Genomic DNA, 25,646 nt, shown 5'->3' with positions numbered 1-25,646 from the left:
ACCTCAGGGCCTGCCCTACGTGATCGCGGCCGCCAATTACGCCACCATCGCGCACAGGAGTCGGCACCCCCCTGGCCGCCGACACGGCGGCCAGCGCCTTCAGGCCTGGCGGCGCGCGGCGGCGTTCTCCTGCCACTCGCGGCCGATCGCCCTGATCAGCGCCGGGTACACGCCCACGTACCGGAAGGGCTTGATCGCGGCCATGTACACGGCACCGAGCAGCCCGTTGGGCTTGACCAGGACGGCCATCTGGCCGCGGTAGCCGCCGCGGCCGTCCGGGACCCAGCCGATGTGCATCACGCCGTGCACGGTCTTGTTGCCCATCTCCGCGGCCCACTCGTCGTCCGTCAGGTACACGGAGGTGAAGGGGGCGCCCTCCGGGTCGGGCCCGCGCAGCCCCTCGGCGAGGTCGGCGGGCAGCCGGCGCCGCAGCGAGTCCACCCGCCCCCCGGCCCCGACGCCGTCGCCGGGCTCGTCCCAGCCCAGCAGCGCGCCGAGCTTCCAGCGGATGGCGAAGAGGATCCGGTACAGCGGGGAGGAGATGCCGGACTTCCCGCCCCGCTCCTCGGCGAACTGGGCCACCAGCCACGCGAGGTCGTCCGGGCCGCCCGGTGTCGGCAGCGCCCAGACGTCCTCCAGCCGGAAGTCGGGGACGATCCCGTGAATGCGCCAGGGCCGGGAGGTGTGGGCGGTACTGGGGAGTTTCATGTATGTGCCCCTCATCTATACGATGCCGTATAGATGAGGCTAGCCCCATCTATACGGAGGCGTACAGATCATCACCGGCACGTGACGGGAGACACACCATGGCCACCGCCCGCACGCCCCGCGGCAAGTGGATCGAAGAGGGCCTGCGCGCCCTCGCCACCGGCGGCCCCGACGCCGTACGGATCGAAGCGCTCGCGCAGGCCCTCGGCGTCAGCAAGGGCGGCTTCTACGGGTACTTCCGCAACCGGGACGCGCTGCTGGAGGAGATGCTCGACACCTGGGAGCACGAGGTCGCGGACGCGGTCATCGAACGGATCGAGAGCGGGGGCGGCGACGCGCGCGCCAGACTGGACCGGCTGTTCACGTTCGTCAGCGAGTCCGCCGACGGGCCGGTGCGGGGCACCGCCGTCGACCTGGCGGTCCGCGACTGGGCCCGCCGCGACCCGGCCGTCGCGGCGCGGCTGCGCCGCGTCGACAACCGCCGGATGGACTACCTGCGCGGGCTGTTCGGGGCGTTCTGCCCCGACCCGGACGACGTCGAGGTCCGGTGCCTGATGATGTTCTCGCTGCGGATCGGAGGCCAGTTCATCGCCGTCGACCACAACGGCCGCACCCCGTCCGAAATGGCGGCCCTCACCCGCCACTGGCTCCTCCGGGCCCCCGCTCCTTCTTGACGCGCCGGGCGGGGCCGGTTCGGGTGGCTGGTGCCGGTGGGTCGGGTGCGGGTGGTGGGCCGCTGCGCGGGGCCGGGGTCCCCTACCCTCCCTTCCACCGTTCCCAGGGGCTCCGCCCCTGACCCCGTACGGGCGCTGCGCGCCCGTCGCCTCAAACGCCGGCGGGGCTACTTATAGCCCCGCCGGCGTTTGAGGCGCGGGGGTCTGGGGGCGGAGCCCCCAGGGGGTCCGGGGCGCAGCCCCGGGGAACGGGCGAAGGGCGGGGAGGGGCAGGCCCCGCGCAGCGGCACTTCAGACCGTGAGGACCACGCGACCCCGGGTCCCCGGAACGGCAAGGGCTTCGTGGGCCTTCGCCGCCTCCGCGAGGGGGAACTCGGCCGCCACCCGGAGCGTCAGCGCGCCCGCGTCGACCAGGGCCGACAGCCGGGCCAGCAGCTCGCCGTCCGCGGCGACCTCCTGCTCCGCCACCCGGATCCCCCGCTCCGCGGCCGGCGCCGCGCCGGGGATGAGGCCGACGTACGCCCCGCCGTCGCGGACGAAGCCCAGCGCCTCCGCGCCGATCACCGCCGTGTCCAGCACCCCGTCCACCGGGCCGGCCGGCGCAGAGCCCCGCGGCACGAACCCGGTCGCGCCGAGGGAGCGTACGAACTCCTCGTCCCCCGCGCCCGCCAGCGCCGTCACCACCAGACCCGCCCGCGCGGCCAGCTGCACCGCGAGGCCGCCGACCAGCCCGGCCGCGCCGGTGATCAGTACCGAGTCGCCCGGTGCGAGCCCCAGCAGGTCCACCGCCCGGGCCGCCGTCAGGCCGCTCAGCGGGAGCGCCGCCGCGGCCGTGTCGTCCACCGACCCGGGGGCCGCCGCCACCGCCGAGGCGTCGAGCACCGCGTACTCGGCGTGCGTACCGAGCGGCTTCACCGTGCCGTAGTGCAGCCCGACCACCCGGCGGCCCTCCGTCCAGCCGTCCACGCCCGCGCCGACCGCGTCGATCTCGCCCGCCACGTCCCAGCCGAGCCCGAGCCGCTGCCCGGCCCCGCCGAAGACGCCGGCGCGGACGGCCCCGTCGACCGGGTTCACCCCGGCGGCCCGGACCCGGATCCGGACCTGCCCGGCACCCGGCTCGGGGACGGCCACCTCGGCCAGCTCCACCCGCTCCGGCCCGCCGAAGGTGGTGACAACCGCTGCCCGCATGGTCTGGGTCTGGCTCTGGGTCTGCTGCTCGCTCATTTTCTCTCCCCGTTGGTCTTGGCCGTTCGGCCGTTCGTTCGGCCGTTCCGATGACCACTAACCTATGGAGAGGTACTCTCTTTTCGTAAGTACGCACTCCGGAGTGCGTACCCGACCCGGAAGTGGGCACCCATGGCCACCCGCACCGCCGCCGCCCTCCGCGAAGAGGCCCGCGCCGCCTACGACGCCTTCGTCAAGGAGTGCCCCACCAGCCAGCTCCTGGCCCGCATCAGCGACAAGTGGGTCGGCCTCGTCCTCAGCGCCCTCGGCGAAGCCGAACAGGGCTCCATGCGCTACAGCGAACTCGGCCGCAAGATCCCCGGTGTCAGCCAGAAGATGCTGACCCAGACCCTCCGCTCCCTGGAACGCGACGGCATCGTCAGCCGCACCGTCACCGCGACCGTCCCCGTCCGCGTCGACTACCAGCTCACCGAACTCGGCGGCAGCCTCGGCTGCCTCCTCTCCTCCGTCAAGCAGTGGGCCGAGAACCACTTCGACGAGGTCAGCGCCCACCGCGAGGCCTACGACGGGACCGCCGCCACCGCCTGACCGCCCCCGAAATTCGGCCGCGCCACCACACCCCCCAATGGCATGCTGGGACCGTGAACGGTCCCGGCATCCACCTCACCCTCGCCCCCGAACTGCGCCTCTTCGCCCCGCCCAGCAGGCGCGTCGACCGCGTACCGACCGCCACCGACGGCGCCTCCAGCCTCGGACACGTCGTCGAATCCGCCGGCGTCCCCCTCACCGAGGTGGGCCGGCTGCTCGTGGACGGGCAGGAGGTCACCACCGCCCACGTGCCCCGGGCCGGCGAATCCGTCGAGGTGTTCGGCGTCGACCGGCCCCAACAGGTCACCGGCGCCCCGCTGCGCTTCCTCCTCGACGTCCACCTCGGCACCCTCGCCCGCCGGCTGCGGCTGCTCGGCGTCGACGCGGCATACGAGAACGAGGACATCGGCGACCCCGCCCTCGCCACCCGCTCCGCCGCCGAGCAGCGCGTCCTGCTCTCCCGCGACCGCGGCCTGCTGCGCCGCCGCGAGATCTTCGCCGGCGCGTACGTCTACAGCGACAACCCCGACGACCAACTCCGCGACGTCCTCGGCCGGTTCGCCCCCGGCCTCGCACCCTGGACCCGCTGCACCGCCTGCAACGGCCCGCTCCGGGACGCGGACAAGGACAGCGTGGGCGACCGGCTGGAGCACGGCACGCAGCGCTCGTACGACGTCTTCGCGCAGTGCACCGACTGCGAGCGCGTCTACTGGCGCGGCGCCCACCACGCCCGCCTGGAGCGGATCGTCGACGACGCCCTGGCCGAGTTCGGCGACGGCGCCACCGTCTGACCGGCGCGCACGGGCCGTCAGAAGGCGTACGGGTCGCCCGTGTCCAGCGCCAGCACCACGTGCTCGTCGTTGGCGTGGTTGCGGTCGGTCGTCCCGCCGTCCCACAGGGTGTCGATCCGCACCGCGACCTCCGCCGGCCGCTCCCGCAGCCCGAGCACCAGCGCGATGTGGCGCCCCCGCCCGTGCCGCGGCAGCGCGCCCGTCTCGCACACCACCTCCCGGCGGCCCACCCGCGCGCACCCCTCGGACAGCTCGTGCCGGTCGGCGAGGTCCGCGGACAGCCGTACCCTCACGGTCGCGTTCGGCACCTCGGCCGGGCCCTCGTTCTGCGGCACCATCCACACCTTCAGCTGTCCGCGGGCGAGCTGGACCCGGCCGTGGTAGGCCACGTCCGCCTCCTCGTCCGACCCCGGCCGGGCCTCCGCCGGCCCGGCCCCGCACAGCACCAGCAAGCCCGCCACCACCACACTGCGTACGGCACCACGGCGCACCGCCACCACCTCCTCGCGCGGACCGTAGCCACCCCGCCCACCCGACGATCGGACCATCACACGAAGGAGGGCGAGCCGTCCGCCATTCGCCCGGCGACCCGGCCCGGCCCCGTGCGTAGGCTTCCGGTCATGCTGATCGCCCGCTCCGCCGCCCTCTTCTCCCTCGCCGCCCTCCTGGAGATCGGGGGCGCCTGGCTCGTCTGGCAGGGCGTACGGGAACACAAGGGCTGGGCCTGGATCGGCGCCGGGGTGATCGCCCTCGGCCTGTACGGATTCGTCGCCACCCTCCAGCCGCAGGGCGACTTCGCCCGCGTCCTCGCGGCCTACGGCGGGGTCTTCGTCGCCGGGTCCCTGCTGTGGGGCGTGGTCGCCGACGGCTACCGGCCCGACCGCTGGGACGTGACCGGGGCGCTCGTCTGCCTCGCCGGGATGGCCGTGATCATGTACGCGCCGCGCCGCTGACCCGGCCTATGCTGGCGGAGATTCGCCCGTACGAACGACCGAACGACCGAACCGGCGGGCGACCCCCGCGAACCCTGCGACCCCGCGATCCGCGCGACCCCACGAGGAGCCCCGCCCATGAGCACGCGCCCGGCCACCCGAACCGCCGTAGTCACCGGCGCGAGCAGCGGAATCGGCGCGGCCACCGCCCGGCAGCTCGCCGCCGCCGGCTACCACGTCGTCCTCACCGCCCGCCGCAAGGACCGCATCGAGGCGCTCGCCGCCGAGATCGCCGAGGCCGGCCACGAGGCCACCGCCCACGCCCTCGACGTCACCGACCGGGCCGCCGTCGACGCCTTCGCCGCCTCCCTCCAGCGCTGTGACGTCCTCGTCAACAACGCCGGAGGGGCCATCGGTGCCGAGCCCGTCGCCACCGGCGACCCGGCCGACTGGCGCACGATGTACGAGGTCAACGTCATCGGCACCCTCAACCTCACCCAGGCGCTGCTGCCCGCGCTCGTCGCCTCCGGTGACGGCACGGTCGTCGTGCTCTCCTCCACCGCCGGCCACGCCACCTACGAGGGCGGCGCGGGTTACGTCGCCGCCAAGAACGGCGCCCGCGTCATCGCCGAGACCCTCCGCCTGGAGATCGTCGGCCAGCCCGTCCGCGTCATCGAGATCGCGCCCGGCATGGTCAAGACCGAGGAGTTCGCCAAGACCCGCTTCCGCGGTGACGCCGCCAAGGCCGAGAAGGTCTACGAGGGCGTCGCCGAACCCCTCTCCGCCGACGACGTGGCCGACACGATCACCTGGGCGGTGACGCGCCCCAGCCACGTCAACATCGACCTGCTGGTGGTCCGCCCCCGCGCCCAGGCCTCGAACACGAAGGTCCACCGCGAGCACTGACCCCTACGGGACCAGCCCGGCGCTCTTCAGGTGCGGCAACAGGGCCGCCGGCTTCAGGCCGGCGGCCTTCGCCGCGTCCAGGGCCCGCTGGAGGTCCGCCGCCAGCGTCGGCGTGAAGTGCAGCAGCACGATGTCCCCGGCCTTCAGCTGCGGGGTGGGCGGGGTCTGGCCCCAGGTGGTGAAGTCGTGCGTCCAGGTGACCAGCGCCTTCACCCCGCAGGCCTTCGCGGCGAGCCGCACGTCGTCGTTGACCGCCCCGTACGGCGGGCGCAGCAGCTTCGGCGTCCTCCCGAACGTCTCGGCGATCCGCTCCCCGGCCCCGCACACCTCGGCGTCCTTCCCGGCGGCGTCGAGGGTGGTCAGGTCCGGGTGGTTCACGGTGTGGTTCTCGACGGTGACCCGGCCCTGGTCGACCAGGTCGGTGAAGTACGAGGTGTCGTACGAGGTCGCCCCGGGCAGCAGGAACAACGACACCGGCACCCGCTTCTCGGACAGGATCCGGGCGGCCTCGGGGTCATGGTTCCAACCGTCGTCAACAGTGATGAAGACGACCTTCTCCTGGGTCGGCACGTGCGACACGACGGGCGGCAGCCCCACCCCCGCCTGAGCGGACCCGGCGGCCCCGAGGGCGAGCGACAACGACGCGAGCGCGGCGACAAGCACACGAGTTCTCCACATGCCGCACACCTTGGTCTAGACCAGCTCCCGCCGTCAATCCCCCTCCCACAAGCGGAAGTTGCCGCCCCGGAGCCCCTTCGGAGCCCGTATGGGTGAATCCGTACGCAATGTCGGCGGACCCCGATACGCTCCGAAAGCATGCGTCGCGAAAGGGAGGAAGCTGTGGCCGTGATACAGCACGAGATCACGATCGCGGACGCCGCCGATCGACTCTCCAAGGAGCTTCCCGGGCATCGAGTGGAGATTCTCCAGGGGAGGCTGACCGTGACACCCCCCGCCGACGGACCTCACGCCGAGTCCTTGATGTGGCTCGGCGAGGAGTTCTTCACAGCCGGAGCACGCCAGGCCGGACTCAAATACCTTCAGGCAATCGGACTCTGGCTGCCTTCGGGGGCGGACGACCACGCCATCCCGGACTTCTCGGTCCTGGACGCCGACTACCGCGACGCCCACGTCACGAAGAACTGCTACGCCCCCCACGCCTTCCGTCTGGTCGTGGAGGTGACCTCGTCCAACTGGTCGGACGACCTCGGCACCAAGGTCGACTGCTACGCCCAGGCCGGCATCCCGGTCTATCTGGTGTCCGACCGCCGCCACGACGAAGTCGTCCTCTACACCGACCCGCGCGGCGGCGAGTACCGGTCGCGCAAGCACTTCAAGCGCGGCACGTCGGTCCCACTCCCCGAATCCATCGGCATCAGCCTCGAACTGTCCGTGGACCGCCTCCTCGACGGGGACGAGGGCTGACAGCGGCTCGGCCGATCGGCGCCATTTGTGACACCTATCTGATGATCAGACCTCGCGCCTCACGCCGTACCGGCTGCGGCGGGCGAACCATGCGGGACAGAGGCCGCCAACGCCTCCACGTCAGACCCCCGGTTCCCACGAGGAGCACCACACATGAGTCCTGAGACAAGGACACCGTCCCGCATGGGCCCGCTGCCCCGGCAGAGCAAGTGGCTCGCCGGCGGTGCGGTGGCCACGATGGCCATCGCGATGCTCGGCCTCGCCACCCCCGCCCAGGCGGACACCGACGCGCCCGCGGCCGCCACGGTCGCCGCGGCTCCGGCCGGCGACAAGTGCAAGGGCAAGGAGAAGGACAACGACGACTACGAGCCCGAGGTGAAGGGCGCGGCGGCCGAACCCCACAAGGACAAGTGCGTCAAGGTCGGCCCGCCCGGACCCCCCGGACCTCCGGGAGCCCCCGGCGCCCCCGGCCTGAACGGCCGCGACGGCCGAGACGGCCGCGACGGTGCACCCGGCACCCCCGGCACCCCCGGCGCTCCGGGCGCACCCGGAGCACCCGGTGCTCCCGGCCCCGCCGGCCCGCCCGGGGTGTGCGCCGGCATCTCCACCTCGTGGGACGAGGAAGAGGTCAAGTACAAGGCCGTCCTGTCCAACGGCATCGTGTACGCGGGCGTCTACGACTTCAACGCGCCCAACCCGGTCAACCCGGCCTACACCTGGTACAACCTGACCACCGGCTCCACGGGCTTCCCGCCCAACCCCTGTGGCGTCACCATCGCCGAGACCGCCAACCGCGTCATCGTCGAGGTGCTCACCACCACCGGAACGGTCTTCGAGACCGAATGCCGCGTGCAGCGCGGCGAGCCGGACAGGCTCGTGTGCCCGAGCCCGGTCGTCTGGACCCCGGCGTCCCCCCAGCCGGGCACGCCCCCGCCGCCCATCAACCGCAGCGCCACGCTGGAGCCGAGCGCCGTCGGCCCGGAGATGGACAAGGCCCTCACGAAGATCAGCTAGCGCCCCCGCCCCCGTCAGGGCCCCGCTGAGCAACACACGTGTGCCGTGCCCGGATCCCCCCGGGCACGGCACGGTGCGTTCAGCCCTTCACGCAGACGACCGCCTTCAGCTTCGCCACGACCTGCACCAGGTCCGTCTGCTGGTCGATGACCTGCTCGATCGACTTGTACGCCCCCGGGATCTCGTCCACGACGCCCGAGTCCTTCCGGCACTCCACGCCCTGCGTCTGCTCCGCCAGGTCGCGCGCGGTGAACCGCTTCTTCGCCGCCGTCCGGCTCATCTTCCGGCCCGCGCCGTGCGACGCGGAGTTGAAGGCCTTCTCGTTCCCGAGACCCTTCACGATGTACGAGCCCGTGCCCATCGAGCCCGGGATGATCCCGTACTCGCCGCTGCCGGCGCGGATCGCGCCCTTGCGGGTGACAAGCAGGTCCATGCCGTCGTACCGCTCCTCCGCCACGTAGTTGTGGTGGCAGCTGATCTCCTGCTCGAAGGAGACCTTCGCCTTGCGGAACTCCTTGCGGACGACCTCCTTGAGAAGGCTCATCATCGCCGCGCGGTTGTACTTCGCGTACTCCTGCGCCCAGAAGAGGTCGCTGCGGTACGCGTCCATCTCCGGGGTCGCCGCGAGGAACACCGCGAGGTCCCGGTCCACCAGGTTCTGGTTGTGGGAGAGGCCACGGGCGATCCCGATGTGGTGCGCGGCGAGCTCGTTGCCGATGCCCCGGGAGCCGGAGTGCAGCATGAGCCACACCGCACCGGTCTCGTCGATCGTGACCTCGATGAAGTGATTTCCGGATCCTAGGGTTCCGGTTTGCCGCAGTGCCCTGTCACGCCGGAACTTCACCTCGTCCGCCAGGTAGTCGAACCGCTCCCACAGGTCCCCGAACCCCGACTCCGAGAAGCCGTACAGCCGCCCCGGGTCCACCGGCTCGCGGTGCATGCCCGCGCCGACCGGGATGGCCTGCTCGATGCGCGAGCGCAGCTTCGACAGGTCGCCCGGGAGGTCGTTCGCCGTCAGGGACGTCCTGACCGCCGACATTCCGCAGCCGATGTCGACGCCGACCGCCGCCGGGCACACCGCGTCCTTCATCGCGATCACCGAGCCGACCGTGGCGCCCTTGCCGTAGTGCACGTCCGGCATCACGGCCAGGCCCTTGATCCAGGGCAGCCCGGCCGTGTTCTGGAGCTGGCGCATCGCGCTGTCCTCGACGGACGCCGGATCCGTCCACATCCGGATCGGGACTTTAGCCCCGGGTACCTCTACATACGACATAAGACAACAATCCCCCGAAATCAGCAGAAAAGTATGAATACGCGAAAAGCCGCGCTCATCACCCCAAAGCAGACAGGGAACCGGCGCCGGCACGTGCGTGTGCGATAGACATTGTGTCCATCCGTGCCCAAGTCGCGGCAACGGATTTTCCCGAGGGAGCCAAGGGGAGCCAGTGGACGTGGACCCAATGCCGGTACACCGGACGCCGGTGCGTCGTCGCCGAGTCCTGCCGGGCATCGCGATGCTCACCGCGCTCGTGGCCGGAGCCGCCGGGCTCACCGGCTGCACCGACGGCAACGGCATCGGGACCAGCGACCCCAAGGGCGGGGGGAGCACCGCCGCGCCCGCGCAGCCCGGGAAGTACCGCAGCCTGCCGCAGCCCTGCAAGGCCGCCGACCCCAAGCGGCTCAAGGCCATGCTCCCGGCAGCCGATTCCCTCACCACCGAGCAGCGCGAACGGCTCTACGCCGGGACCGCGGACGCCTCGTACGACGGGGACCGGCACGTCGCCTGCCGCTGGAACGCGCAGACCCCCGAGGGGAACCTGCTGCTGTCCGTCACCTTCGAGCGCGTGGTCTCGTACGACCGTGCCACGACGAGCGACGACGACAAGGCCCGCCAGGTGTACGTGCGCCGGCTGACCGACGCGAAGCTGCCCTTCCCGGGACCCAGCGGAAGCCCGACCCCCGGGGCCGCACCCGGTACGGCGCCCCCCGCTGGTAACGGTACGAATACGAGTACGGCCCCCGCAGCGCCCCCCGCCGCCACGCCCGGCGGCAGTGCCGCGCCCTCCCCGGCACCCTCCGCTCCCGGTTCCGCTTCGCCGTCCGCGCCGGTCTCCCCGACCGCGCCGCCCGAGCTCGGCTCGCGCGTCCTGGAGGGGCTCGGCAGCGAGGCGTTCCTCGACGACAAGCTCAGCGCGGCCGGCGCCACCGCCGCCCAGGCGCGGACGGTGCGGATCGTGTTCCGCACCTCGAACGTCCTCGTCACCGTCGAGTACAGCGTCCAGCCGTCCGGACCGGGCTCGGTCCCCCCGAGTGCGGAAACGCAGGAGAAGGCGCGCCAGTTGGCGCAGGCCCTGGCCGAGCGTTTCAGCGAGTGACGGCGCTCCCGCGAGGGGGCGCGCACGCCCCGCGTGACGGCGCGCACAGCCGCCGGGCGCCGGGTCGGGCTACCGTTGCTCGGGTCCAGCGCCCGCAACGCGCCCCGAAGAAGACCCCACGTCTGCCCAACGTCTGAAGGAACCATGCACCGATCAGCCTCGCGCCTCACCCGCGTTCTCGCCTGCGCAGCCGTCCCGGTGATCCTCACCGTCGCCGGCTGCTCGTCCGACTCGGACAAGTCCTCGGGTGCCAAGGACTCCGGCAAGAAGTCCGAAGCCTCCTCGCCCGCCAAGCCGGGTTCGAAGTCCGCGGCCCCGCTGGAGAAGGTGGCCTTCGCGAAGCTGCCCGACCCGTGCAAGGCCGTGACCGGCAAGAGCATCGACTCGCTCGTCCCCGAGGCCAAGGACAAGAACGGCACCGCGGCCAAGTCGAACGACCTGGGCAACCGCGCCAGCTGCTCCTGGAACGGCCTCAAGACGGACGGCGCGAAGGGCTCGCAGTACCGCTGGCTCTCCGTCTCCCTGGTGCGCTACGACTCGCACGCCTCCCTCGGCAGCGGCAACAAGCGCGCGGAGGAGCAGTACAACAAGCAGATCGAGCTGGCGAAGGCCACCGAGGGCGCGCACGACGTCAAGGCCGAGAAGGCGGACGGGGTCGGCGACGCGGCCACCTCCGTGAGCTTCGGCGTGAAGAAGGACGTCGACTTCGCCAACAACTCGGTCGTCGTCCGCGCCCAGAACGTGGTCGTCACGGTCGACTACAACGGTGCCGCCTACGAGGGCGCCGGCGCCCCCGACCAGGGCAAGCTGCTCCAGGACGCGATCACCGCCGCCAAGGAGACGGTGGCCGCGATCGGCGCCGCCAACACCGGTGAGGGTGCGGCTCCGTCGGGTTCCGCTTCGGCTTCCGCTTCCCCGTCGGCGCAGTCGTAGGGACAATCCCTCCGACAAGAGGGGGCCTAGGGCACGGGTGACGCGCAGTCACCCGTACGCTGTGCCTGCCGTAGCTCGACAACGGGAGGGGACCGCGGGTGGCCGCGATGCAGCTGACTCGTACGCACCGGATACTCATCGGTGTCGTGGTCGCCGGAGCCGTGGTCATCGCGGCCATCGGTTTCGCGGGTTCGTACGCCGCGGTACGCGCGCTGGCCCTGAAGAAAGGCTTCGGCAGCTTCTCGCTGGTGTTCCCGATCGGCATCGACGCCGGCATCTGCGTCCTGCTGGCGCTGGACCTGCTGCTGACGTGGATCCGCATCCCGTTCCCCCTGCTGCGCCAGACGGCGTGGCTGCTGACGGCGGCGACGATCGCGTTCAACGGCGCGGCGGCCTGGCCGGACCCGCTGGGCGTGGGCATGCACGCGGTGATCCCGGTGCTGTTCGTGGTCACGGTCGAGGCGGCCCGGCACGCCGTGGGCCGGATCGCGGACATCACCGCGGACCGGCACATGGAGGGCGTGCGGATCACCCGCTGGCTCCTCTCCCCCGTGCCGACCTTCAAGCTGTGGCGCCGGATGAAGCTGTGGGAGCTGCGCTCCTACGAGCAGGCGGTCGGCATGGAGCAGGACCGGCTGATCTACCAGGCGCGGCTCCAGGCCCGGTACGGGCGGGCGTGGCGGCGCAAGGCGCCGGTGGAGGCGCTGATGCCGCTGCGGCTGGCCCGGATCGGCGTGCCGCTGTCGCAGACGGCGCCCGAGGGGCTGGCGGCGGCGGGCATCGACCCGGTGTTGCTGCCTCCGGCGGCCGCCAGGGGCCCGGTCGTCGCCGCCGGGCCTGCGGTGGCGGGCCTGGAGGCCCATGCCGCCGCGGCCCTGCCCGCGGCGCCCGGGGCCGCGGAAGGCGTCCCGGCCGCGGTGCCGGCCCAGGCCGCGCCCGCTCCCGCCGCCCTGGCGGCCACAGCCGTCACCGGGTCCGACGGTTCCGACGGGTCCGGGGGAGACGCGGCGCCGGAGGTTCCCGAGCAGCGGGACGGCCAGGGCCGGGCCCCTCAGCCCCCGAAGCCCCGCCAGCCGGTGGCCCCCGCGCCCTTCGCGGTGGACCCGACGGCCATGCCCGCCCCGCACGACAGCGCCTGGTTCGCGGGGCCGCTGGCGCCGCAGGCGGCGTACGAGGGTGCCTACGCCCCCCACGTCGAGGGTGCGGGACCGGCCCCGGCCGCCCCTGAGGAGGGGTCGCTGCCGGAGCAGCTGGAGCTGGAGCGGCCGGAGGCGGAGCAGGAGCCGGACGACGCCGAGGAGGAGAAGTTCACGGAGGCCGCGTACGAGGTCTTCCGGGCGTACATCGACCGCTACTCCCACTTCCCGGAGCCGGACGAGCTGGACAAGCGCCTCTCCGCGCACCTCGGGCAGACTCACCCGCGCAGCGAGGCCGAGCTCAAGAAGCTGATGCCCGCGTTGAAGCAGCGCTACCAGCGCGACCTGGAGAGCGAGCACATCGCGTAGCCGCACGGCCGGGCACGCACGCGGAAGGGCCCGCACCCCGAGGGGTGCGGGCCCTTCCGCATGGTCGGCCCCGCAGGGTCAGGCGGCGAGCAGCTTGCGCACCCGATCGGCCCCGACGGCCAGGAGCAGGGTGGGCAGGCGCGGGCCGGTCTCCCGGGTCACGAGCAGGCGGTAGAGCAGGGCGAAGAACTCGCGCTGGGCGACCTTCAGCTCGGGCGTCGGCTTGGCGTCGGGCTCCAGGCCGGCCATGACCTTCGGGACGCCGTAGACGAGGGTGGTGAGCCCGTCGAGCGACCAGTGGGAGTCGAGTCCCTCCAGCAGCAGCCGCAGGGACTCGCGTCCGGCCTCGTCCAGGGAGGACAGCAGCTCGGTGTCGGCGTCCTCGCGGACCAGGGTGCGCTGGTCGGCGGGGACCTGGGTGGTGATCCAGTTCTCGGCACGGTCCAGGCGCGGCCGTACCTCGTCGAGGGAGGTCAGCGGCTGGGTCGGGTCCAGGTCGGAGAGGATCCGCAGGGTCTGCTCGTCGTGCCCGGCGGTGATGTCGACGACCGACGCGAGGGTGCGGTACGGCATCGGGCGCGGGGTGCGGGGCAGCTCGTGGGAGGCGACGCGTACGGCGCGGGCGTGCGCGGCGGCGTCGGCCGGCAGCACGGAGCCGTCGGCGACCTTGCCCTCCAGCTTGTCCCACTCGTCGTACAGGCGCTGGATCTCCTGGTCGAAGGCGATCTTGAAGGACTGGTTCGGGCGGCGGCGCGCGTACAGCCAGCGCAGCAGCTGCGGCTCCATGATCTTCAGCGCGTCGGCCGGGGTGGGGACCCCGCCCTTGCTGGAGGACATCTTGGCCATGCCGGAGATGCCGACGAAGGCGTACATCGGGCCGATGGGCTGCTCGCCGCCGAAGAGGCCGACGATCTGCCCGCCGACCTGGAAGGAGGAGCCCGGGGAAGAGTGGTCGACGCCGGAGGGCTCGAAGACGACGCCCTCGAAGGCCCAGCGCATCGGCCAGTCGACCTTCCAGACCAGCTTGCCGCGGTTGAACTCCGACAGCTTGACGGTCTCGGTGAACTCGTCCTCCGTGCAGACGTAGGTCAGCTCGGTGGTCTCGTCGTCGTACGCGGTGACCTTGGTGAAGTCCTTGTTGCACTCGGCGCAGTACGGCTTGTACGGGAAGTACTCCGCGCCCTCGGCGCTGCCGTCGTCCTCGGCGGCCGCGCCGGAGCCCTCGGCGGCCTCCAGCTCGGCCTCGTCGACCTGCTTCTGCTGGGGCTTCTTGCCGCCCGGCTTCTGCTTGGTGCGGTACTGGGCGAGGACGGCGTCGATGTCGCCGCGGTGCTTCATCGCGAACAGCACCTGCTCGCGGTAGGCGCCGGAGGTGTACTGCTCGGTCTGGCTGATGGGGTCGTACTCGACGCCCAGCTCGGCCAGGGAGGCGACCATGGCGGCCTTGAAGTGCTCGGCCCAGTTCGCGTACGAGGAACCCTCGGGCGCGGGCACGGCGGTCAGCGGGCGGCCGATGTGCTGGGCGTGGGACTCCTCGCTGACGCCGGGGATGCCCTTGGGGACCTTGCGGTAGCGGTCGTAGTCGTCCCAGGAGATGAGGTGGCGGACCTCGTGGCCCCGGCGGCGGATCTCGTCCGCGACCAGGTGCGGGGTCATGACCTCGCGCAGGTTGCCCAGGTGGATCGGGCCGGAGGGAGAGAGTCCGGACGCGACGACGATCGCTTTGCCGGGGGCTCGGCGCTCCGCCTCGGCGATGACCTCGTCCGCGAAACGGGAGACCCAGTCGGTCTCTGTGCTGCTGCTCTGCGCGCTCTGAGCCACGACACGTCCTTCTATCTCGAATGCTGGCAATGGCCATTCTCCCAGACGGAAGGGGCCGCTCCGGGGTTGCTTCCGCCTGCTGATACGCGCCGCCATATACCGGGAAACGGGCACCCTCCGCGTGGGATACTCGGCACTTGTCGGAACAACCAAGCGCACGCGCACGTGCAACCTCACAGGAACGGCAGCTCATGGCCTCGGTCCCTTCCCTCGCTTCTTCCGTCGAACAGCGCGTCTCGGACGCCCTCGTCTCCGCCCTGCCGGAGGCCGGTGCCGCCGACCCGCTGCTGCGACGAAGCGACCGGGCCGACTTCCAGGCCAACGGCATCCTGGCGCTCGCGAAGAAGGCCAAGGCCAACCCGCGCGAGCTGGCCGCGACCGTCCTGGAGGGCCTGGACAAGGGCGGCGTGATCAAGGACGTCGAGGTCTCCGGCCCCGGCTTCCTCAACATCACCGTCTCCGACGAGGCGATCATCAAGACGCTGGCCGCGCGCGCGGCCGACGACCGGCTCGGCGTGGCGCTCAACGCGTCCGCCGGCACCACGGTGATCGACTACGCGCAGCCGAACGTGGCCAAGGAGATGCACGTCGGCCACCTGCGGTCCGCGGTGATCGGCGCGGCGATGGTGGAGATCCTGGAGTTCACCGGCGAGAAGGTGATCCGCCGCCACCACATCGGCGACTGGGGCACCCAGTTCGGCATGCTCATCCAGTACCTGCTGGAGCACCCGCACGAGCTGGACCACAAGGGCGGCGACGAGGAGGCCTCCGGCGAGGAGGCCATGTCCAACCTCAACCGCCTCTACAAGGCCTCGCGCGCCCTCTTCGACTCCGACGAGGAGTTCAAGACGCGGGCCAGGGCCCGGGTGGTGGACCTCCAGGCGGGCGACCCGCAGACGCTGGAGCTGTGGCAGCGGTTCGTGGACGAGTCGAAGATCTACTTCTACTCCGTCTTCAACAAGCTGGACATGGACATCCAGGACCCCGACGTCGTCGGCGAGTCCGGCTACAACGACATGCTGGTCGAGACGTGCAAGCTGCTGGAGGAGTCGGGCGTCGCCGTCCGCTCCAACGGCGCGCTGTGCGTGTTCTTCGACGAGTACAAGGGCCCGGACGGCAACCCGACCCCGCTGATCGTCCAGAAGTCCGACGGCGGCTTCGGCTACGCCGCCACCGACCTCTCGGCGATCCGCGACCGCGTCTCCGGCCTGGCGGCCACCAGCCTGATCTACGTGGTGGACGCGCGGCAGTCGCTGCACTTCAAGATGGTCTTCGAGACGGCCCGCCGGGCCGGCTGGCTGAACGACGGGGTCCAGGCCGTGCAGCTGGCCTTCGGCACGGTCCTCGGCAAGGACGGCAAGCCGTTCAAGACCCGTGAGGGCGAGACGGTCCGGCTGGTGGACCTGCTGGACGAGGCGGTCGAGCGGGCCGCCGCGGTCGTCCGCGAGAAGGCCCAGGACCTCACGGAGGAGGAGATCGCCGAGCGCGCCGCCCAGGTGGGCATCGGCGCGGTGAAGTACGCGGACCTCTCCACCTCCGCCGCGCGCGACTACAAGTTCGACCTGGACCAGATGGTCTCGCTGACCGGTGACACGTCCGTGTACCTCCAGTACGCGTACGCGCGCATCCAGTCGATCCTGCGCAAGGCGGGCGAGGCCCGCCCGGCCGCCCACCCCGAGCTGGAGCTGACCGCCTCGGAGCGGGCCCTGGGCCTGCACCTGGACGGCTTCGGCGCGCTGATCGCGGAGGCCGCGGCCGAGTACGCCCCGCACAAGCTGGCCGCGTACCTGTACCAGCTGGCGTCGCTGTACACGACGTTCTACGCCGAGTGCCCGGTCCTGAAGGCCGACACCCCGGAGCAGGTCGAGAACCGCCTGTTCCTGTGCGACCTGACCGCCCGCACCCTCACCAAGGGCATGTCCCTCCTCGGGATCCGGACCCCCGAGAAGCTCTGACCCTGACGCACCGTCCGGCGGCCCCCGCCTCCCCTCCGGGAGGCGGGGGCCGTCGTCGTGTGAGCGGGGTCACGGGGAACGTCGGGCCGGGGGCGGGCCTCTTCGGTGTGTCAGGGCGCGGCACGGCGAAGGGGAGTGGGCGGATGAACGTCAAGGCACGGCGGCGGGCGGCGGTGGCGGTGGCGGGGCTGCTGGGGGCCGACGGGCTCGTCCACCTCTACTGGGCCACCGGCGCCACCTGGCCCGCCCCGGACCAGCGGGCCCTGTCGCTGGCGGTGCTCGGCCTGGAGACATCCTTCGGCCCGCCCGTCGTCCTCCCGCTGGCCGCGCTGACCCTCACCGCCGGCGCGGCCGTCCTCGCGCACGGGTACGGCCGCGGCGGGCGCCTGACGCGGGCCGTCACGGGCGCGGTGGCGGCGGGCCTGGGCGTACGCGGCCTCGCGGGCCTGGGCTGGGCGGCGGGGCTCCTGCCGAGCCCGCCGGACAGCCCCTTCTTCGCGCTCAACCTCGCGGTGTACACGCCGGTGTGCCTCGGCTTCGGGTGGGTGGCGGGGCGGCTGGCGCGGGAGCGGTGAGCCGGGGTCGGGGGCGGGGTCGGGGAGTCACCCGTTCGGACCGATTCCGGGTGGTGGGGCCGGGTAGGGGATGGCCCGTCCAGCCCCAGTACCACCGCACCACCGACGGAGGCATCCGTGCCCGACATGAACGGCCCCTACAAGCCCGGCACCCCGTGCTGGATCGACCTGATGGTCCCCGACCAGCAGGCGGCGCTCGACTTCTACCGCGACCTGTTCGGGTGGCAGGGGGAGGTCGGCCCGCCGGAGACGGGCGGGTACGCCGTCTGCACCCTCAAGGGGAAGCCGGTCGCCGGGATCATGAAGGCGATGAACCCGGACGGGACGGTGCCGGACCCGCTGCCGCCGACGGTGTGGACGACGTACCTGTCGACGGACAGCATCGACTCGACGGTCAAGTCCGTCACCGACGCGGGCGGCACGGTCATGATGGGCCCGATGGACGTCATGGACCTCGGCCGGATGGCCGTGATCGCCGACCCGACGGGGGCCGTCGTCGGCCTGTGGCAGCCGGGAACGTTCGACGGTGCGGGCATCGTCAACGAGCACGGCGCGCTGATCTGGAACGAGCTCACGACGCCGGACCTGAAGGCGGCCTCGGCGTTCTACTCGTCCGTCCTGCCCGTCACGACGGCGGAGTCGGAGATGGAAGGCGCCGAGGGCTACGTCGAGTTCAAGGTCAACGACCGCGCGGTGGGCGGGATGATGGACATGAGCAAGATGCCGCCGGGCGTGCCGCCGCACTGGCAGCCGTACTTCCACGTGGACAGCGTGGACGACGTCCAGGCCGCCGCGGTGCGCGCGGGCGCGACGGTGCTGGCCCCGGCGTTCGACATGGTCGCGGGCCGCATGGCGGTCCTGGCCGACCCCCAGGGCGGGGCGTTCTCCATCATCACGGCGTCGATGCAGGAGGACCCGGCCTAGGGTTCGTTCATCCCCAGCCTGTGGGCAACGGCCCGGCCGGGCCGTTGCCCGGGCCGGGCGGGGTGCGGCTGCCCTGGCCGGGCGGGGTCCGTGGTGTGGGCCGGTGCCGAGCTCGGGCGCCGGGCGCCGGGCGCCGGTGAGGGCGCTGCTCTGCCGGGCGGGGTCCTGGGTGCGTGCTGCGGGGGCCGGGGTCGGGGGCGGGGTGGGGTGTCGTCCGGGACAGGCTTCGATGTTCGGCGCCTGATCGGGATCTGCTCTGCGGATCGGCACCGCGCGCCGAATTCATCTCGTTTTAGTCCCGGCCGACACCCCACCCCGCCCCCGCCCCCTCACGCATCGCAGCCACCTCCAGCCCCGCGAAACCAGCCCCCTGCCTGCCCTGTCCAGCCTCGCCGGCACCCCGAAGCCTCGCCGGCCCCCTCCAGCCCCGCCTGGGGGCACCTCCCAGCGGTAGCTGGGGGAGTTTGAGGCCCGGGGGTCTGGGGGCGGAGCCCCCAGGAGGGGTCCGGGCGCAGCCCGGGGAACGGGCGAAGGGCGGGTAGGGGACAGCCCCGCAGGGCCCGCAGACGACCCGCTTCGCCGATCACTCCCCGGCATGACCGTGGCCGACGTCCAGCTCCGCGACGGACTCCATCAGGATCTGTGCGTTGCGCGGTGAGCGCAGGAGGCAGACGGTCTCCTGCCAGGACCGGAAGTCCTCGGCGGACATGATCACGACGCCGCCGGGCGTCTTCCGCCGAGATCGGCACGGGCTCACCTCCCAGTACGGACTCGTACGACGAAGGCGTACGAGTCGACCCATCCGGCCGCCGCGGATCAGCGGCGCCGCCACCCCCTGCGGGGCCGGTCCGCCCGGCCCCGCAGCTCGGCGGCGGCCGCCCGGGCCACCGCCTCCTGTTCGGCGTCGCCGAGACCGGCGTGGAGCCCCGCCGCGCGCTCGAACGCGTCGGCGGCCTCCGCGTGGCGGTCCAGGTCGTGCAGCGTGAGCGCCAGCCCGACGGCGAAGGCGGCCTCGGCGCGCTGGCCGCCCGTCTCCGCGACCAGCTCGCAGGCCTGCTCCAGCAACTCCCGCGCCTGGTCCAGACGCCCCGCACGCCGATGGAGCAGGCCCCGGTTCCCCGTGATCTCCCCCTGTGCGTACAGGTCGCCCTCTGCCGTGGCAGCTTCAAGGGCCTCCTCCAACCGCTGCCGGGCGTCCTGGTCCCTTCCCCGGTCCACCAGCGCCTCGGCAAGCGCGGACAGCATTCGTACGGCCTGCTTGCGGTTGCCGAACTCCCGGTGGGTGTCGACCGCCCGCTCCCGCACGGCCGTGGACTCCTCCAGCCGCCCGGCCCGCCAGAGCACGTCCGCGAGGGAGTTCAGCGCGGACACCTCACGGTGCGGGTCGTCCAGGGCTTTCATCAGGGACACCGACTGCTGCATGGTCGCGACGGCGTCGTCCAGGCGTCCCGTCTGCTCGTAGATCCGGGCGAGGCCCGACAGTACGGTGCCTTCCGCATGACGGATCCCCTCCTCACGGAGGATCTCCAGGGCCTCCCGCTTCAGCTGTTCCGCCTCCGCCCACCGCTCCGCCGCCGCGTACACGCTGCCCAGCTGGTTCAGGGCCTTTCCCTCCAGCATCCGCAGGGAGTTCTCCCGGAACACCGCCAGTGCCCGCGTGAGCGACCTCTCGGCCTCCGCCGGCTCGTCCACCGACAGAAGCGCAAGGCCGAGGTCGTACAGCCGCCCGCCGACGTCCTCGGCGCTCCCACCACCCTCCGCGGCCGTGAGGAGCCTGCGCGCCACCGTCAGCGCGTCCTGTCCGTAGTGGTAGATCTGGAGGTACGAGAGCAAGCGCGTGCCCAGTTCAACGGCTGCCTCCGGCCGCCCGGACTCGATGGCGAAACCCACGGCGGCGACCAGCAGGGCGCGTTCGGCGCCGAGCCAGTGCCGGGCCTCCTCCATCGACGGCAGACCCGGCCCTGCCACCGGCCGCGTGTCCAGAGCGAGCACCTGCCGCGCCAGTTCGGCCTGGATGACCAGGTACCCCAACAGGGTGTCGACCACCTCCTCCCGGCCGTCCTGCTCCGCGCATTCCTCCCCGCGTTCCCGCGCGTAGAGGCGGACCAGGTCGTGCATGCGCCAGCGGCCCCCGCCGACCGGTTCCTCCGACAGGAGGGAGGCGCGGACGAGGGCCGCCAGCTTCGGGCGCAGGGCGGCCGGCTGCTCGCCCGTCAGGAGCGCGGCGTAGACCGTGGCGCAGTCCGGACCCGGGTTCACCGTCAGGAGGCGGAAGGCGCGGGCCTGGTCGGGCGGGAGGCGCTCGTACGAAAGGTCGAAGGCGGCCCGGACGCCGTCGTCCAGCTCCGAGTCCAGGGTGGACAGCCGGGTCCGGGCGTCGGCCAGCTGGGCCGCCAGTTGCGTTACGGGCAGTCCCGGGTCGCCCGCCAGCAGCGCCCCGGCGACCGTGAGGGCCAGGGGCAGCCGACCGCACTGCTCGGCGACCTCCGCGAGGGCCTCCGGTTCCGCCGCCGGGCGGGGGTCCTGCGGCCAGGTGCGCAGTACCGCCCTGGTGAGGAGTTCGGCGGCGGGGTCGGGCGCCAGCTCGTCCAGGGGCACCACCCGTGCGGAGAAGTCCCGGTGCACGAGCCGGTGCCGGGAGGTGACGAGCAGCCGGTGGGCCGACCCGGCGGGTACGAGGTCGCGGACCTGGGCGACCTCGCCCGCGTCGTCGGCGACGATCAGCACCCGTTGTTCTGCTCGGGCGAACTCCGCCAGCAGCCCCCGGTACAGCCCCGCCCGGCCGTCCTGGGACTCCGGCATGTCCGTGTCCCGGATCCCGAGCAGCCGCAGCATCTCCCGCACCGCGTCGGGACCGCTCACGCCACCGTCCGGGGCGTAGCTGCGCAGGCGGAGGAAGAACACCCGGTCCCCGAACCAGCCCAGTTCCGCCGCCCGGTGGGCCGTGGCCACGGCGAGCGCGCTCTTGCCGACCCCGGCGAGGCCCGAGACGACGGCGACCGTGGGGCCGCCGTCGGCGAGGAGGGCCAGCAGTTCCTCCGTCGGCCCGTCCCGTCCGACGAGGACAGCGGGCGCCTCGGGGAGGCCGAGCCCGGCGCGGGGCGCGGGGCCGGCCCCGGGGGCGTAGGTGATCCGCTGCTCGATCCGGGCGTTGCCGGAGGCCCTCGCGTGCTGTTCGGCCGTCACGGGGACGGCTCCTCGGCCTCACCGCCGCCGCGCTGCTGGATGCGGGAGTCGCCGTCGGCGCGGGCCTGCTGGCTGACCCGGCCGGGGGCGGTGCGGCCGCCGTCCTGGGTGATCTGCGAGGTGCCGGAGGCGCGGGCGCGCTGGCTGAGGGAGTTGCCGCCGTCCCCGGCGGCGCCGCCCTGGGCCCACCAGCCGCCGACCAGGGCGAGCACGGCGGCCATGGCCCCGCCGAAGCCGGCGGCGGCGGAGACGCGGTCCGAGTCCTTCTCTGGGAACCAGCCGAAGGGGTCCCACTGCCCGGCCTTGAAGGCGATCAGGAACCCGATCCCGGTGGCCCCGACCACCACAACCCACCGCCACGGACGCGACATTGCTCCCCCTCCGGCCGTCTGCTCCGATCAGCCGAAGCTAGCAGCCTGCGGAGGGGAAACCGACCCGAGCCGGACATCCCGAGCGGCGAACGGCAGAACGGGTCAGAGACCGGGCGCCGACTCGACGACTTCGATCTCGAACTCCTGCCGGTTGTTCTGCCCGTTGCGGTCGTCCAGGCTGTGCACCGCGACCGAGCCGCCCCTGAGCGTCGTCCCCACCGCGAGGTCCCGGTCCAGGGAGAGCGGGACCAGAGCGGTGGCGCTGCGGTTCGCCTTGAGCCCCGGAGGGAACACGCAGCGCACCCGGCGGCCGTTCGGGGTCGCCTCGCAGTCCTCGGGGAAGTAGGGCCCCTCGGCCGTCGCCCCGCGCGGCAGGGTGATCGTGACGGTCATCGGGGAGTTGGTCGTCTCCGGGCCGAGGTTGGCGACGAACCCGTGGATCGTGGTGGTGCCGCCGGGCGGTGCGGCGTCCGGGTCGATGCGCACCACCTCCAGATCCGAATTGGACGGCGCCGCGGCGGCCCGGGGGGCCGGCTGAGGCGCCGCCCAGGCGGGACCGGCCACCAACAGCGTCGCCGCGCCGACCGTCATCGCGGCCCTGTACAAGGTCATAGCGTTCATGAGGCCATGGTGGCTCCGGCAGGGCGGTTGAACTGGTTTCGCCCCGGTAACGGCCCGTTTATCACCCGTGTGCGTGGAACTCGGCCCAGACGACCTTGCCGGGCCGCCGCGGAAGCACCCCCCACTCGTCGGAGACGCCCTCGACGATCCGCAGCCCGTTCCCGTGCGGCCGCCCGAGGATCCGCGACCGTCCGGGCCCGCTGTCGTGCACCTCGACGCGCACGCAGCAGCCGAAGTTGAGCAGGCGGAGGCGGTAGGAGCGGCCGCGCGGGACGCCGTGGCGGAGGGCGTTGGTGGCCAGTTCGCTGACACAGAGCGCGATGTCCGGTTGGCGGTCGGGGAGGTCCCAGGTGGTGAGCGTCTCGCGCGCGAAGGCCCGGGCAGCGGACACCGTTTGATAGGTGCGGGGGAACAACCGCTCGCGCATGAGGCCGGGTTGAGTATTTAGGTTCACGGGACGATGGTGGCGCGGAGTGACTAGCTTGCGACAGTGCGCCGACCCGTACTCTGCGATGAGTACGGGTCGGCCAGGGGTAATCCACGTGCAGAGGTGGGGAGTCCATCGCCATGCCGCCGAAGAAGCGCCCGCGGGCCAATGCGACGACGATGAAGATGGTTGGCCGGCAGGTTGCTGGCGCCCGGGTCGCCAAAGGCTTGACCCAGAAACAGCTCGCCGAACTGATCAAGGTGGACGAGGAAACCATCGGCTCCATCGAGCAGGGGCGCCGTGCGCTCATGCCGAACGTGGCCGAGCTGCTGGACCTGCACCTGTGCCTGCCGGGTACGTTGACCGTCGCGGCGAACGAAATGCCCGCCTTCGACACGACACCTCCATGGGCCGAGGAGTACATGGATCGCGAGTACACCGCGATCACCCTGTCCTGGTACGACAACCAGGTCGTACCGGGTCTACTTCAGACAGCGGCCTATGCCCGTGCGCTGTTCAAGTGCCGGGTACCCGCATACCGCGAGGAGGAGATCGAGGCGCTCACGGCCGACCGCGTGGCCCGCCAGGAGATACTGCACCGCACAACACCACCGACCCTGAGCTTCGTCATCTGGGAGCCGGTGATCCTCCACCGCGTCGGTGGTCCGGAGTCACACGAGGAGCAGCTGCGCCACTTGATCTCCTGCGCGGAACTTCCGGATGTATCCCTCCAGGTGATGCCCCTGGAACAGTGCGCTCACGCGGCTCTCGACGGCCCCTTCACGCTCCTGGAGACCCACGACCACCAGCACTTCGGCTACTCCGAAGGGCAGCGGGGCAGCCGACTCATCTCAGACCCAAACGAGGTGAGCATCCTGGCCCGCCGGTATGCAATGCTGCGAACTCAGGCCCTCAACGCCGAGCAGACACGGGGGCTGCTTGACCGCCTGCTAGGAGAGCTATGAGCACCACATTGAAGTGGTTCAAGTCCAGCTACAGCGGCAGCGACGGCGGCCAGTGCCTGGAGGTGGCCGTCGCCTGGCGGAAGTCCAGCTACAGCGGAAGCAACGGCGGCGACTGCGTCGAGGTAGCCACCACCCCCGCCACCATCCACGTCCGGGACTCCAAGGTCCCGGACGGCCCCACCCTCGACCTCGCCCCCGCGAGCTGGGCGGCGCTGACCGGCTGGGTCGGCCGGTAGCACCGCCCAGGGCGGCAGGGGGTCAGTGGAAGGTCACCGCGTACTGGCCGGCGGTCGCCGTCGGCTCGTAGTGGACCGTGCCGTACCAGCCCTCGTACGTCAGGGTCCCGCCCAGCACGTACCCGTCGAAGGCCTTGGCCTCGACCCCGGTGCGCGGGACCGGTACCAGGACCCTGACGCCGATCTGGCTGCCGTCGTCGAACACGAAGGTGGCGTCGCACGACGAGGTGTCGTACTTCGTCCCCTTCTTCTGGACCGTGCACTCGCGGTAGACGGTGCCGATCGTCTTCGTGCCCGAGGTCATCGGACCGTTGCTGCCGCACGGAACGCCGACCCCGGGAAGGCCGAGCGCGCAGGTCAGCGGCGCCTTGCCCACGGGGTCGACCGTGAACGCCGGTGGGCTGACGATCGTGATGCCGTCCGCCGCCGCCGGCCCTGCGAGGGCTGTCGCCGCTGCCAGAGCCGCAGCGGCGAGGCTGAGGTATCGCATCAACGGCCTCAAGGCACCGACACGGTGTACTTGTTCGGGGTTCCCGCGACCGGCTCGTAGTGCACGTAGCCCGTAGTGCCCTCGTAGAGCCCACTGCCACCCGTCACCACACCGTCGAAGGCCTTCGGCTCGACGCCCGCGTGCGGAGCCTCGACCAGAACGGTGGCGCTGATCTGGCTGCCGTTGTTCCAGCGGAAGTTGATGGTGCACAGGTGCTTGTCGAAGTTCGCGCCCACCTCTTCGACCACGCAGAAGCGGTACGAGGTGCCGGTCACCGCGTCGGTGTCGTCGTCGGTCATCGTCCCCTTGCTGGCGTACGGCACACCGAGCTGCGGTGTGCCGCCGGCCAGCGGTGTGCCCACCCCGTCGACCTTGAACCACGGCACGGCGGCTGCCGCCGCCGCCGGTCCCGCCATCGCCATCAGGATGCCCGCCGCCGAGGCTGTCGCCAGCGCTCCGCGTACGAGGTACCCGGGTCGTCGCATCACATGCTCCTGCCGTGTCCGCCGGCCGCCCCTCGCGGCCGGTGCACGGCAGATCCGATCACCGCACGGCCCCGCCACGCCCGGGACGTCACGCGGCGCAACCCCTCGGCGGGCGTGTCCTACCCGACCGGCCGGTGGTACGGAGGGCGAACGTCCGTGCGCCCCCCTCGAACGAGCGACGGCCCGGGCGCGTGCACGCCCGGGCCTCTGCGATGACCCCTTCCCTCCGGGACCGGTCAGCGCGTGATCGGGTACGACGTGCGTCCCGACGCGCCGTCGATCTCGTCGTGCGCCTTGTTGAGCAACTGCTCCCTCAGGTCGCCGAGCGCGCGCGCCGCCGCGAGCTCCTCGCCCACCCGGGGCTGATTACCGTCGCTCGGGTGACGGCTGGCGTAGCCGTGCGAGCGCAGCTCGCTCCCGTCCGGCAGGCGGACGAGGGCGGCGGCGCGGGTACGTTCGTTGTCCTCATCGAACTTCACGTCGACATGCCATCCGACGGCATCCTTCATGACGATCACCTCCGTGGCCGCTGCTTTCCAGCGTGCACCCGTACG

General features: G+C 72.2%; 29 protein-coding genes. 15 read left to right on the top strand and 14 right to left on the bottom strand.

The window, feature by feature from the left end; translation table 11 throughout:
- Window positions 1-99: 99 nt before the first annotated feature.
- Window positions 100-708, bottom strand: a complete 609-nt coding sequence (locus OG553_RS19385; protein WP_405980192.1) for a DUF2867 domain-containing protein — start codon at window positions 706-708, stop codon at window positions 100-102.
- Window positions 709-806: 98 nt separating this feature from the next.
- On the opposite strand from OG553_RS19385, the gene OG553_RS19380 reads away from it, so the two are divergent.
- Entirely contained in the window at window positions 807-1,382 is a 576-nt protein-coding gene (locus tag OG553_RS19380; protein WP_405980191.1) for a TetR/AcrR family transcriptional regulator, read from the top strand.
- A gap of 291 nt (window positions 1,383-1,673) precedes the next feature.
- On the opposite strand, the gene OG553_RS19375 is transcribed toward OG553_RS19380, so the two are convergent.
- Window positions 1,674-2,570, bottom strand: coding sequence for an NADP-dependent oxidoreductase (locus tag OG553_RS19375; RefSeq protein WP_405983077.1), 897 nt, complete (start codon window positions 2,568-2,570; stop codon window positions 1,674-1,676).
- A 168-nt stretch (window positions 2,571-2,738) separates the two neighbouring features.
- On the opposite strand from OG553_RS19375, the gene OG553_RS19370 reads away from it, so the two are divergent.
- On the top strand, window positions 2,739-3,155 hold the full coding sequence (locus OG553_RS19370) for a winged helix-turn-helix transcriptional regulator (protein WP_405980190.1): 417 nt from the start codon (window positions 2,739-2,741) through the stop codon (window positions 3,153-3,155).
- A 53-nt stretch (window positions 3,156-3,208) separates the two neighbouring features.
- Complete coding sequence (locus tag OG553_RS19365) at window positions 3,209-3,946, top strand: Mut7-C RNAse domain-containing protein (RefSeq protein ID WP_405980189.1); 738 nt, start codon at window positions 3,209-3,211, stop codon at window positions 3,944-3,946.
- Between the two features lie 17 nt (window positions 3,947-3,963).
- On the opposite strand, the gene OG553_RS19360 is transcribed toward OG553_RS19365, so the two are convergent.
- Window positions 3,964-4,437, bottom strand: a complete 474-nt coding sequence (locus tag OG553_RS19360; RefSeq protein ID WP_405980188.1) for a hypothetical protein — start codon at window positions 4,435-4,437, stop codon at window positions 3,964-3,966.
- 129 nt (window positions 4,438-4,566) lie between these two features.
- Between OG553_RS19360 and OG553_RS19355 the strand changes: the two genes are divergently transcribed.
- Both OG553_RS19355 and OG553_RS19350 read left to right on the top strand, forming a co-directional pair.
- Window positions 4,567-4,899, top strand: coding sequence for a YnfA family protein (locus tag OG553_RS19355; protein WP_405980187.1), 333 nt, complete (start codon window positions 4,567-4,569; stop codon window positions 4,897-4,899).
- Between the two features lie 117 nt (window positions 4,900-5,016).
- Window positions 5,017-5,784, top strand: a complete 768-nt coding sequence (locus tag OG553_RS19350) for an SDR family NAD(P)-dependent oxidoreductase (protein WP_405980186.1) — start codon at window positions 5,017-5,019, stop codon at window positions 5,782-5,784.
- A 3-nt stretch (window positions 5,785-5,787) separates the two neighbouring features.
- Here the strand turns inward: OG553_RS19350 and OG553_RS19345 are convergent, their stop codons facing one another.
- On the bottom strand, window positions 5,788-6,462 hold the full coding sequence (locus OG553_RS19345) for a polysaccharide deacetylase family protein (RefSeq protein WP_405980185.1): 675 nt from the start codon (window positions 6,460-6,462) through the stop codon (window positions 5,788-5,790).
- Between the two features lie 264 nt (window positions 6,463-6,726).
- On the opposite strand from OG553_RS19345, the gene OG553_RS19340 reads away from it, so the two are divergent.
- A complete protein-coding gene (locus OG553_RS19340) occupies window positions 6,727-7,209 on the top strand; it encodes a Uma2 family endonuclease (protein WP_405980184.1) in 483 nt (160 codons plus the stop codon).
- A gap of 153 nt (window positions 7,210-7,362) precedes the next feature.
- Window positions 7,363-8,223, top strand: a complete 861-nt coding sequence (locus OG553_RS19335; RefSeq protein ID WP_405980183.1) for a hypothetical protein — start codon at window positions 7,363-7,365, stop codon at window positions 8,221-8,223.
- Window positions 8,224-8,302: 79 nt separating this feature from the next.
- Here the strand turns inward: OG553_RS19335 and OG553_RS19330 are convergent, their stop codons facing one another.
- Window positions 8,303-9,496 carry an RtcB family protein gene (locus tag OG553_RS19330; RefSeq protein WP_405980182.1) on the bottom strand — a complete coding sequence of 398 codons (1,194 nt, stop codon included), beginning with the start codon at window positions 9,494-9,496 and terminating at the stop codon, window positions 8,303-8,305.
- A gap of 208 nt (window positions 9,497-9,704) precedes the next feature.
- Between OG553_RS19330 and OG553_RS19325 the strand changes: the two genes are divergently transcribed.
- The 3 genes from OG553_RS19325 (at window position 9,705) to OG553_RS19315 (ending at window position 13,036) form a co-directional block, all read left to right on the top strand.
- Entirely contained in the window at window positions 9,705-10,598 is an 894-nt protein-coding gene (locus OG553_RS19325) for a DUF3558 domain-containing protein (protein ID WP_405980181.1), read from the top strand.
- Between the two features lie 144 nt (window positions 10,599-10,742).
- Window positions 10,743-11,531, top strand: a complete 789-nt coding sequence (locus tag OG553_RS19320; protein ID WP_405980180.1) for a DUF3558 family protein — start codon at window positions 10,743-10,745, stop codon at window positions 11,529-11,531.
- A 98-nt stretch (window positions 11,532-11,629) separates the two neighbouring features.
- On the top strand, window positions 11,630-13,036 hold the full coding sequence (locus OG553_RS19315) for a DUF2637 domain-containing protein (RefSeq protein WP_405980179.1): 1,407 nt from the start codon (window positions 11,630-11,632) through the stop codon (window positions 13,034-13,036).
- Between the two features lie 78 nt (window positions 13,037-13,114).
- Here OG553_RS19315 and lysS read toward each other — a convergent pair whose 3' ends face one another.
- Complete coding sequence (gene lysS / locus OG553_RS19310) at window positions 13,115-14,857, bottom strand: lysine--tRNA ligase (RefSeq protein WP_405980178.1); 1,743 nt, start codon at window positions 14,855-14,857, stop codon at window positions 13,115-13,117.
- A gap of 191 nt (window positions 14,858-15,048) precedes the next feature.
- Here lysS and argS point away from each other — a divergent pair, with 191 nt between their 5' ends.
- The 3 genes from argS to OG553_RS19295 all read left to right on the top strand — a co-directional run bounded on the left by argS (window position 15,049) and on the right by OG553_RS19295 (window position 18,311).
- A complete protein-coding gene (gene argS / locus OG553_RS19305; RefSeq protein WP_405980177.1) occupies window positions 15,049-16,812 on the top strand; it encodes an arginine--tRNA ligase in 1,764 nt (587 codons plus the stop codon).
- A gap of 143 nt (window positions 16,813-16,955) precedes the next feature.
- Entirely contained in the window at window positions 16,956-17,387 is a 432-nt protein-coding gene (locus OG553_RS19300; RefSeq protein WP_405980176.1) for a DUF3995 domain-containing protein, read from the top strand.
- A 126-nt stretch (window positions 17,388-17,513) separates the two neighbouring features.
- Window positions 17,514-18,311: a VOC family protein gene (locus OG553_RS19295; protein ID WP_405983076.1), complete on the top strand. Its 798-nt coding sequence runs from the start codon at window positions 17,514-17,516 to the stop codon at window positions 18,309-18,311.
- 583 nt (window positions 18,312-18,894) lie between these two features.
- On the opposite strand, the gene OG553_RS19290 is transcribed toward OG553_RS19295, so the two are convergent.
- The 5 genes from OG553_RS19290 to OG553_RS19270 all read right to left on the bottom strand — a co-directional run bounded on the left by OG553_RS19290 (window position 18,895) and on the right by OG553_RS19270 (window position 22,916).
- Window positions 18,895-19,020, bottom strand: a complete 126-nt coding sequence (locus OG553_RS19290) for a type II toxin-antitoxin system Phd/YefM family antitoxin (RefSeq protein ID WP_405980175.1) — start codon at window positions 19,018-19,020, stop codon at window positions 18,895-18,897.
- 107 nt (window positions 19,021-19,127) lie between these two features.
- Window positions 19,128-21,497 (bottom strand): ATP-binding protein, encoded by a 2,370-nt coding sequence (locus OG553_RS19285; RefSeq protein ID WP_405980174.1) that lies wholly within the window; start codon window positions 21,495-21,497, stop codon window positions 19,128-19,130.
- On the bottom strand, window positions 21,494-21,868 hold the full coding sequence (locus OG553_RS19280; protein WP_405980173.1) for a hypothetical protein: 375 nt from the start codon (window positions 21,866-21,868) through the stop codon (window positions 21,494-21,496). Before OG553_RS19280 ends, OG553_RS19285 begins: the two co-directional genes overlap by 4 nt.
- A 102-nt stretch (window positions 21,869-21,970) precedes the next feature.
- Window positions 21,971-22,480, bottom strand: a complete 510-nt coding sequence (locus OG553_RS19275) for a hypothetical protein (RefSeq protein ID WP_405980172.1) — start codon at window positions 22,478-22,480, stop codon at window positions 21,971-21,973.
- A 70-nt stretch (window positions 22,481-22,550) separates the two neighbouring features.
- Window positions 22,551-22,916 (bottom strand): ATP-binding protein, encoded by a 366-nt coding sequence (locus OG553_RS19270; protein WP_405980171.1) that lies wholly within the window; start codon window positions 22,914-22,916, stop codon window positions 22,551-22,553.
- A gap of 140 nt (window positions 22,917-23,056) precedes the next feature.
- Here OG553_RS19270 and OG553_RS19265 point away from each other — a divergent pair, with 140 nt between their 5' ends.
- Window positions 23,057-23,881 carry a Scr1 family TA system antitoxin-like transcriptional regulator gene (locus OG553_RS19265; protein ID WP_405980170.1) on the top strand — a complete coding sequence of 275 codons (825 nt, stop codon included), beginning with the start codon at window positions 23,057-23,059 and terminating at the stop codon, window positions 23,879-23,881.
- Complete coding sequence (locus OG553_RS19260) at window positions 23,878-24,117, top strand: DUF397 domain-containing protein (protein ID WP_405980169.1); 240 nt, start codon at window positions 23,878-23,880, stop codon at window positions 24,115-24,117. The genes OG553_RS19265 and OG553_RS19260 overlap by 4 nt, the downstream gene beginning before the upstream one ends.
- 22 nt (window positions 24,118-24,139) lie before the next feature.
- On the opposite strand, the gene OG553_RS19255 is transcribed toward OG553_RS19260, so the two are convergent.
- The 3 genes from OG553_RS19255 to OG553_RS19245 all read right to left on the bottom strand — a co-directional run bounded on the left by OG553_RS19255 (window position 24,140) and on the right by OG553_RS19245 (window position 25,601).
- On the bottom strand, window positions 24,140-24,607 hold the full coding sequence (locus OG553_RS19255; protein ID WP_405980168.1) for a hypothetical protein: 468 nt from the start codon (window positions 24,605-24,607) through the stop codon (window positions 24,140-24,142).
- An 8-nt stretch (window positions 24,608-24,615) separates the two neighbouring features.
- Complete coding sequence (locus OG553_RS19250; protein WP_405980167.1) at window positions 24,616-25,092, bottom strand: hypothetical protein; 477 nt, start codon at window positions 25,090-25,092, stop codon at window positions 24,616-24,618.
- A gap of 236 nt (window positions 25,093-25,328) precedes the next feature.
- Entirely contained in the window at window positions 25,329-25,601 is a 273-nt protein-coding gene (locus tag OG553_RS19245) for a DUF1876 domain-containing protein (RefSeq protein ID WP_125821478.1), read from the bottom strand.
- Between the last annotated feature and the right edge of the window lie 45 nt (window positions 25,602-25,646).

Source organism: Streptomyces sp. NBC_00158 (assembly GCF_045160885.1).
GTDB lineage: Bacteria > Actinomycetota > Actinomycetes > Streptomycetales > Streptomycetaceae > Streptomyces.
Note: the sequence above shows the minus strand (reverse complement) of the source record. Positions and strands in the feature narration are given on the sequence as shown.

Coding starts and splice junctions, on each gene's coding strand:
- OG553_RS19330 (WP_405980182.1), bottom strand. CDS start 9,496: ATGTCGTATGTAGAGGTACCCGGGGCTAAAGTCCCGATCCGGATGTGG.
- OG553_RS19295 (WP_405983076.1), top strand. CDS start 17,514: ATGAACGGCCCCTACAAGCCCGGCACCCCGTGCTGGATCGACCTGATG.
- OG553_RS19350 (WP_405980186.1), top strand. CDS start 5,017: ATGAGCACGCGCCCGGCCACCCGAACCGCCGTAGTCACCGGCGCGAGC.
- OG553_RS19370 (WP_405980190.1), top strand. CDS start 2,739: ATGGCCACCCGCACCGCCGCCGCCCTCCGCGAAGAGGCCCGCGCCGCC.
- OG553_RS19245 (WP_125821478.1), bottom strand. CDS start 25,601: ATGAAGGATGCCGTCGGATGGCATGTCGACGTGAAGTTCGATGAGGAC.
- OG553_RS19280 (WP_405980173.1), bottom strand. CDS start 21,868: ATGTCGCGTCCGTGGCGGTGGGTTGTGGTGGTCGGGGCCACCGGGATC.
- OG553_RS19385 (WP_405980192.1), bottom strand. CDS start 708: ATGAAACTCCCCAGTACCGCCCACACCTCCCGGCCCTGGCGCATTCAC.
- OG553_RS19265 (WP_405980170.1), top strand. CDS start 23,057: ATGCCGCCGAAGAAGCGCCCGCGGGCCAATGCGACGACGATGAAGATG.
- OG553_RS19335 (WP_405980183.1), top strand. CDS start 7,363: ATGAGTCCTGAGACAAGGACACCGTCCCGCATGGGCCCGCTGCCCCGG.
- OG553_RS19250 (WP_405980167.1), bottom strand. CDS start 25,092: ATGCGACGACCCGGGTACCTCGTACGCGGAGCGCTGGCGACAGCCTCG.
- OG553_RS19320 (WP_405980180.1), top strand. CDS start 10,743: ATGCACCGATCAGCCTCGCGCCTCACCCGCGTTCTCGCCTGCGCAGCC.
- OG553_RS19355 (WP_405980187.1), top strand. CDS start 4,567: ATGCTGATCGCCCGCTCCGCCGCCCTCTTCTCCCTCGCCGCCCTCCTG.
- OG553_RS19375 (WP_405983077.1), bottom strand. CDS start 2,570: ATGCGGGCAGCGGTTGTCACCACCTTCGGCGGGCCGGAGCGGGTGGAG.
- OG553_RS19255 (WP_405980168.1), bottom strand. CDS start 24,607: ATGCGATACCTCAGCCTCGCCGCTGCGGCTCTGGCAGCGGCGACAGCC.
- OG553_RS19300 (WP_405980176.1), top strand. CDS start 16,956: ATGAACGTCAAGGCACGGCGGCGGGCGGCGGTGGCGGTGGCGGGGCTG.
- OG553_RS19270 (WP_405980171.1), bottom strand. CDS start 22,916: ATGCGCGAGCGGTTGTTCCCCCGCACCTATCAAACGGTGTCCGCTGCC.
- OG553_RS19260 (WP_405980169.1), top strand. CDS start 23,878: ATGAGCACCACATTGAAGTGGTTCAAGTCCAGCTACAGCGGCAGCGAC.
- OG553_RS19275 (WP_405980172.1), bottom strand. CDS start 22,480: ATGACCTTGTACAGGGCCGCGATGACGGTCGGCGCGGCGACGCTGTTG.
- OG553_RS19290 (WP_405980175.1), bottom strand. CDS start 19,020: ATGTCCGCCGAGGACTTCCGGTCCTGGCAGGAGACCGTCTGCCTCCTG.
- OG553_RS19345 (WP_405980185.1), bottom strand. CDS start 6,462: ATGTGGAGAACTCGTGTGCTTGTCGCCGCGCTCGCGTCGTTGTCGCTC.
- argS (WP_405980177.1), top strand. CDS start 15,049: ATGGCCTCGGTCCCTTCCCTCGCTTCTTCCGTCGAACAGCGCGTCTCG.
- OG553_RS19380 (WP_405980191.1), top strand. CDS start 807: ATGGCCACCGCCCGCACGCCCCGCGGCAAGTGGATCGAAGAGGGCCTG.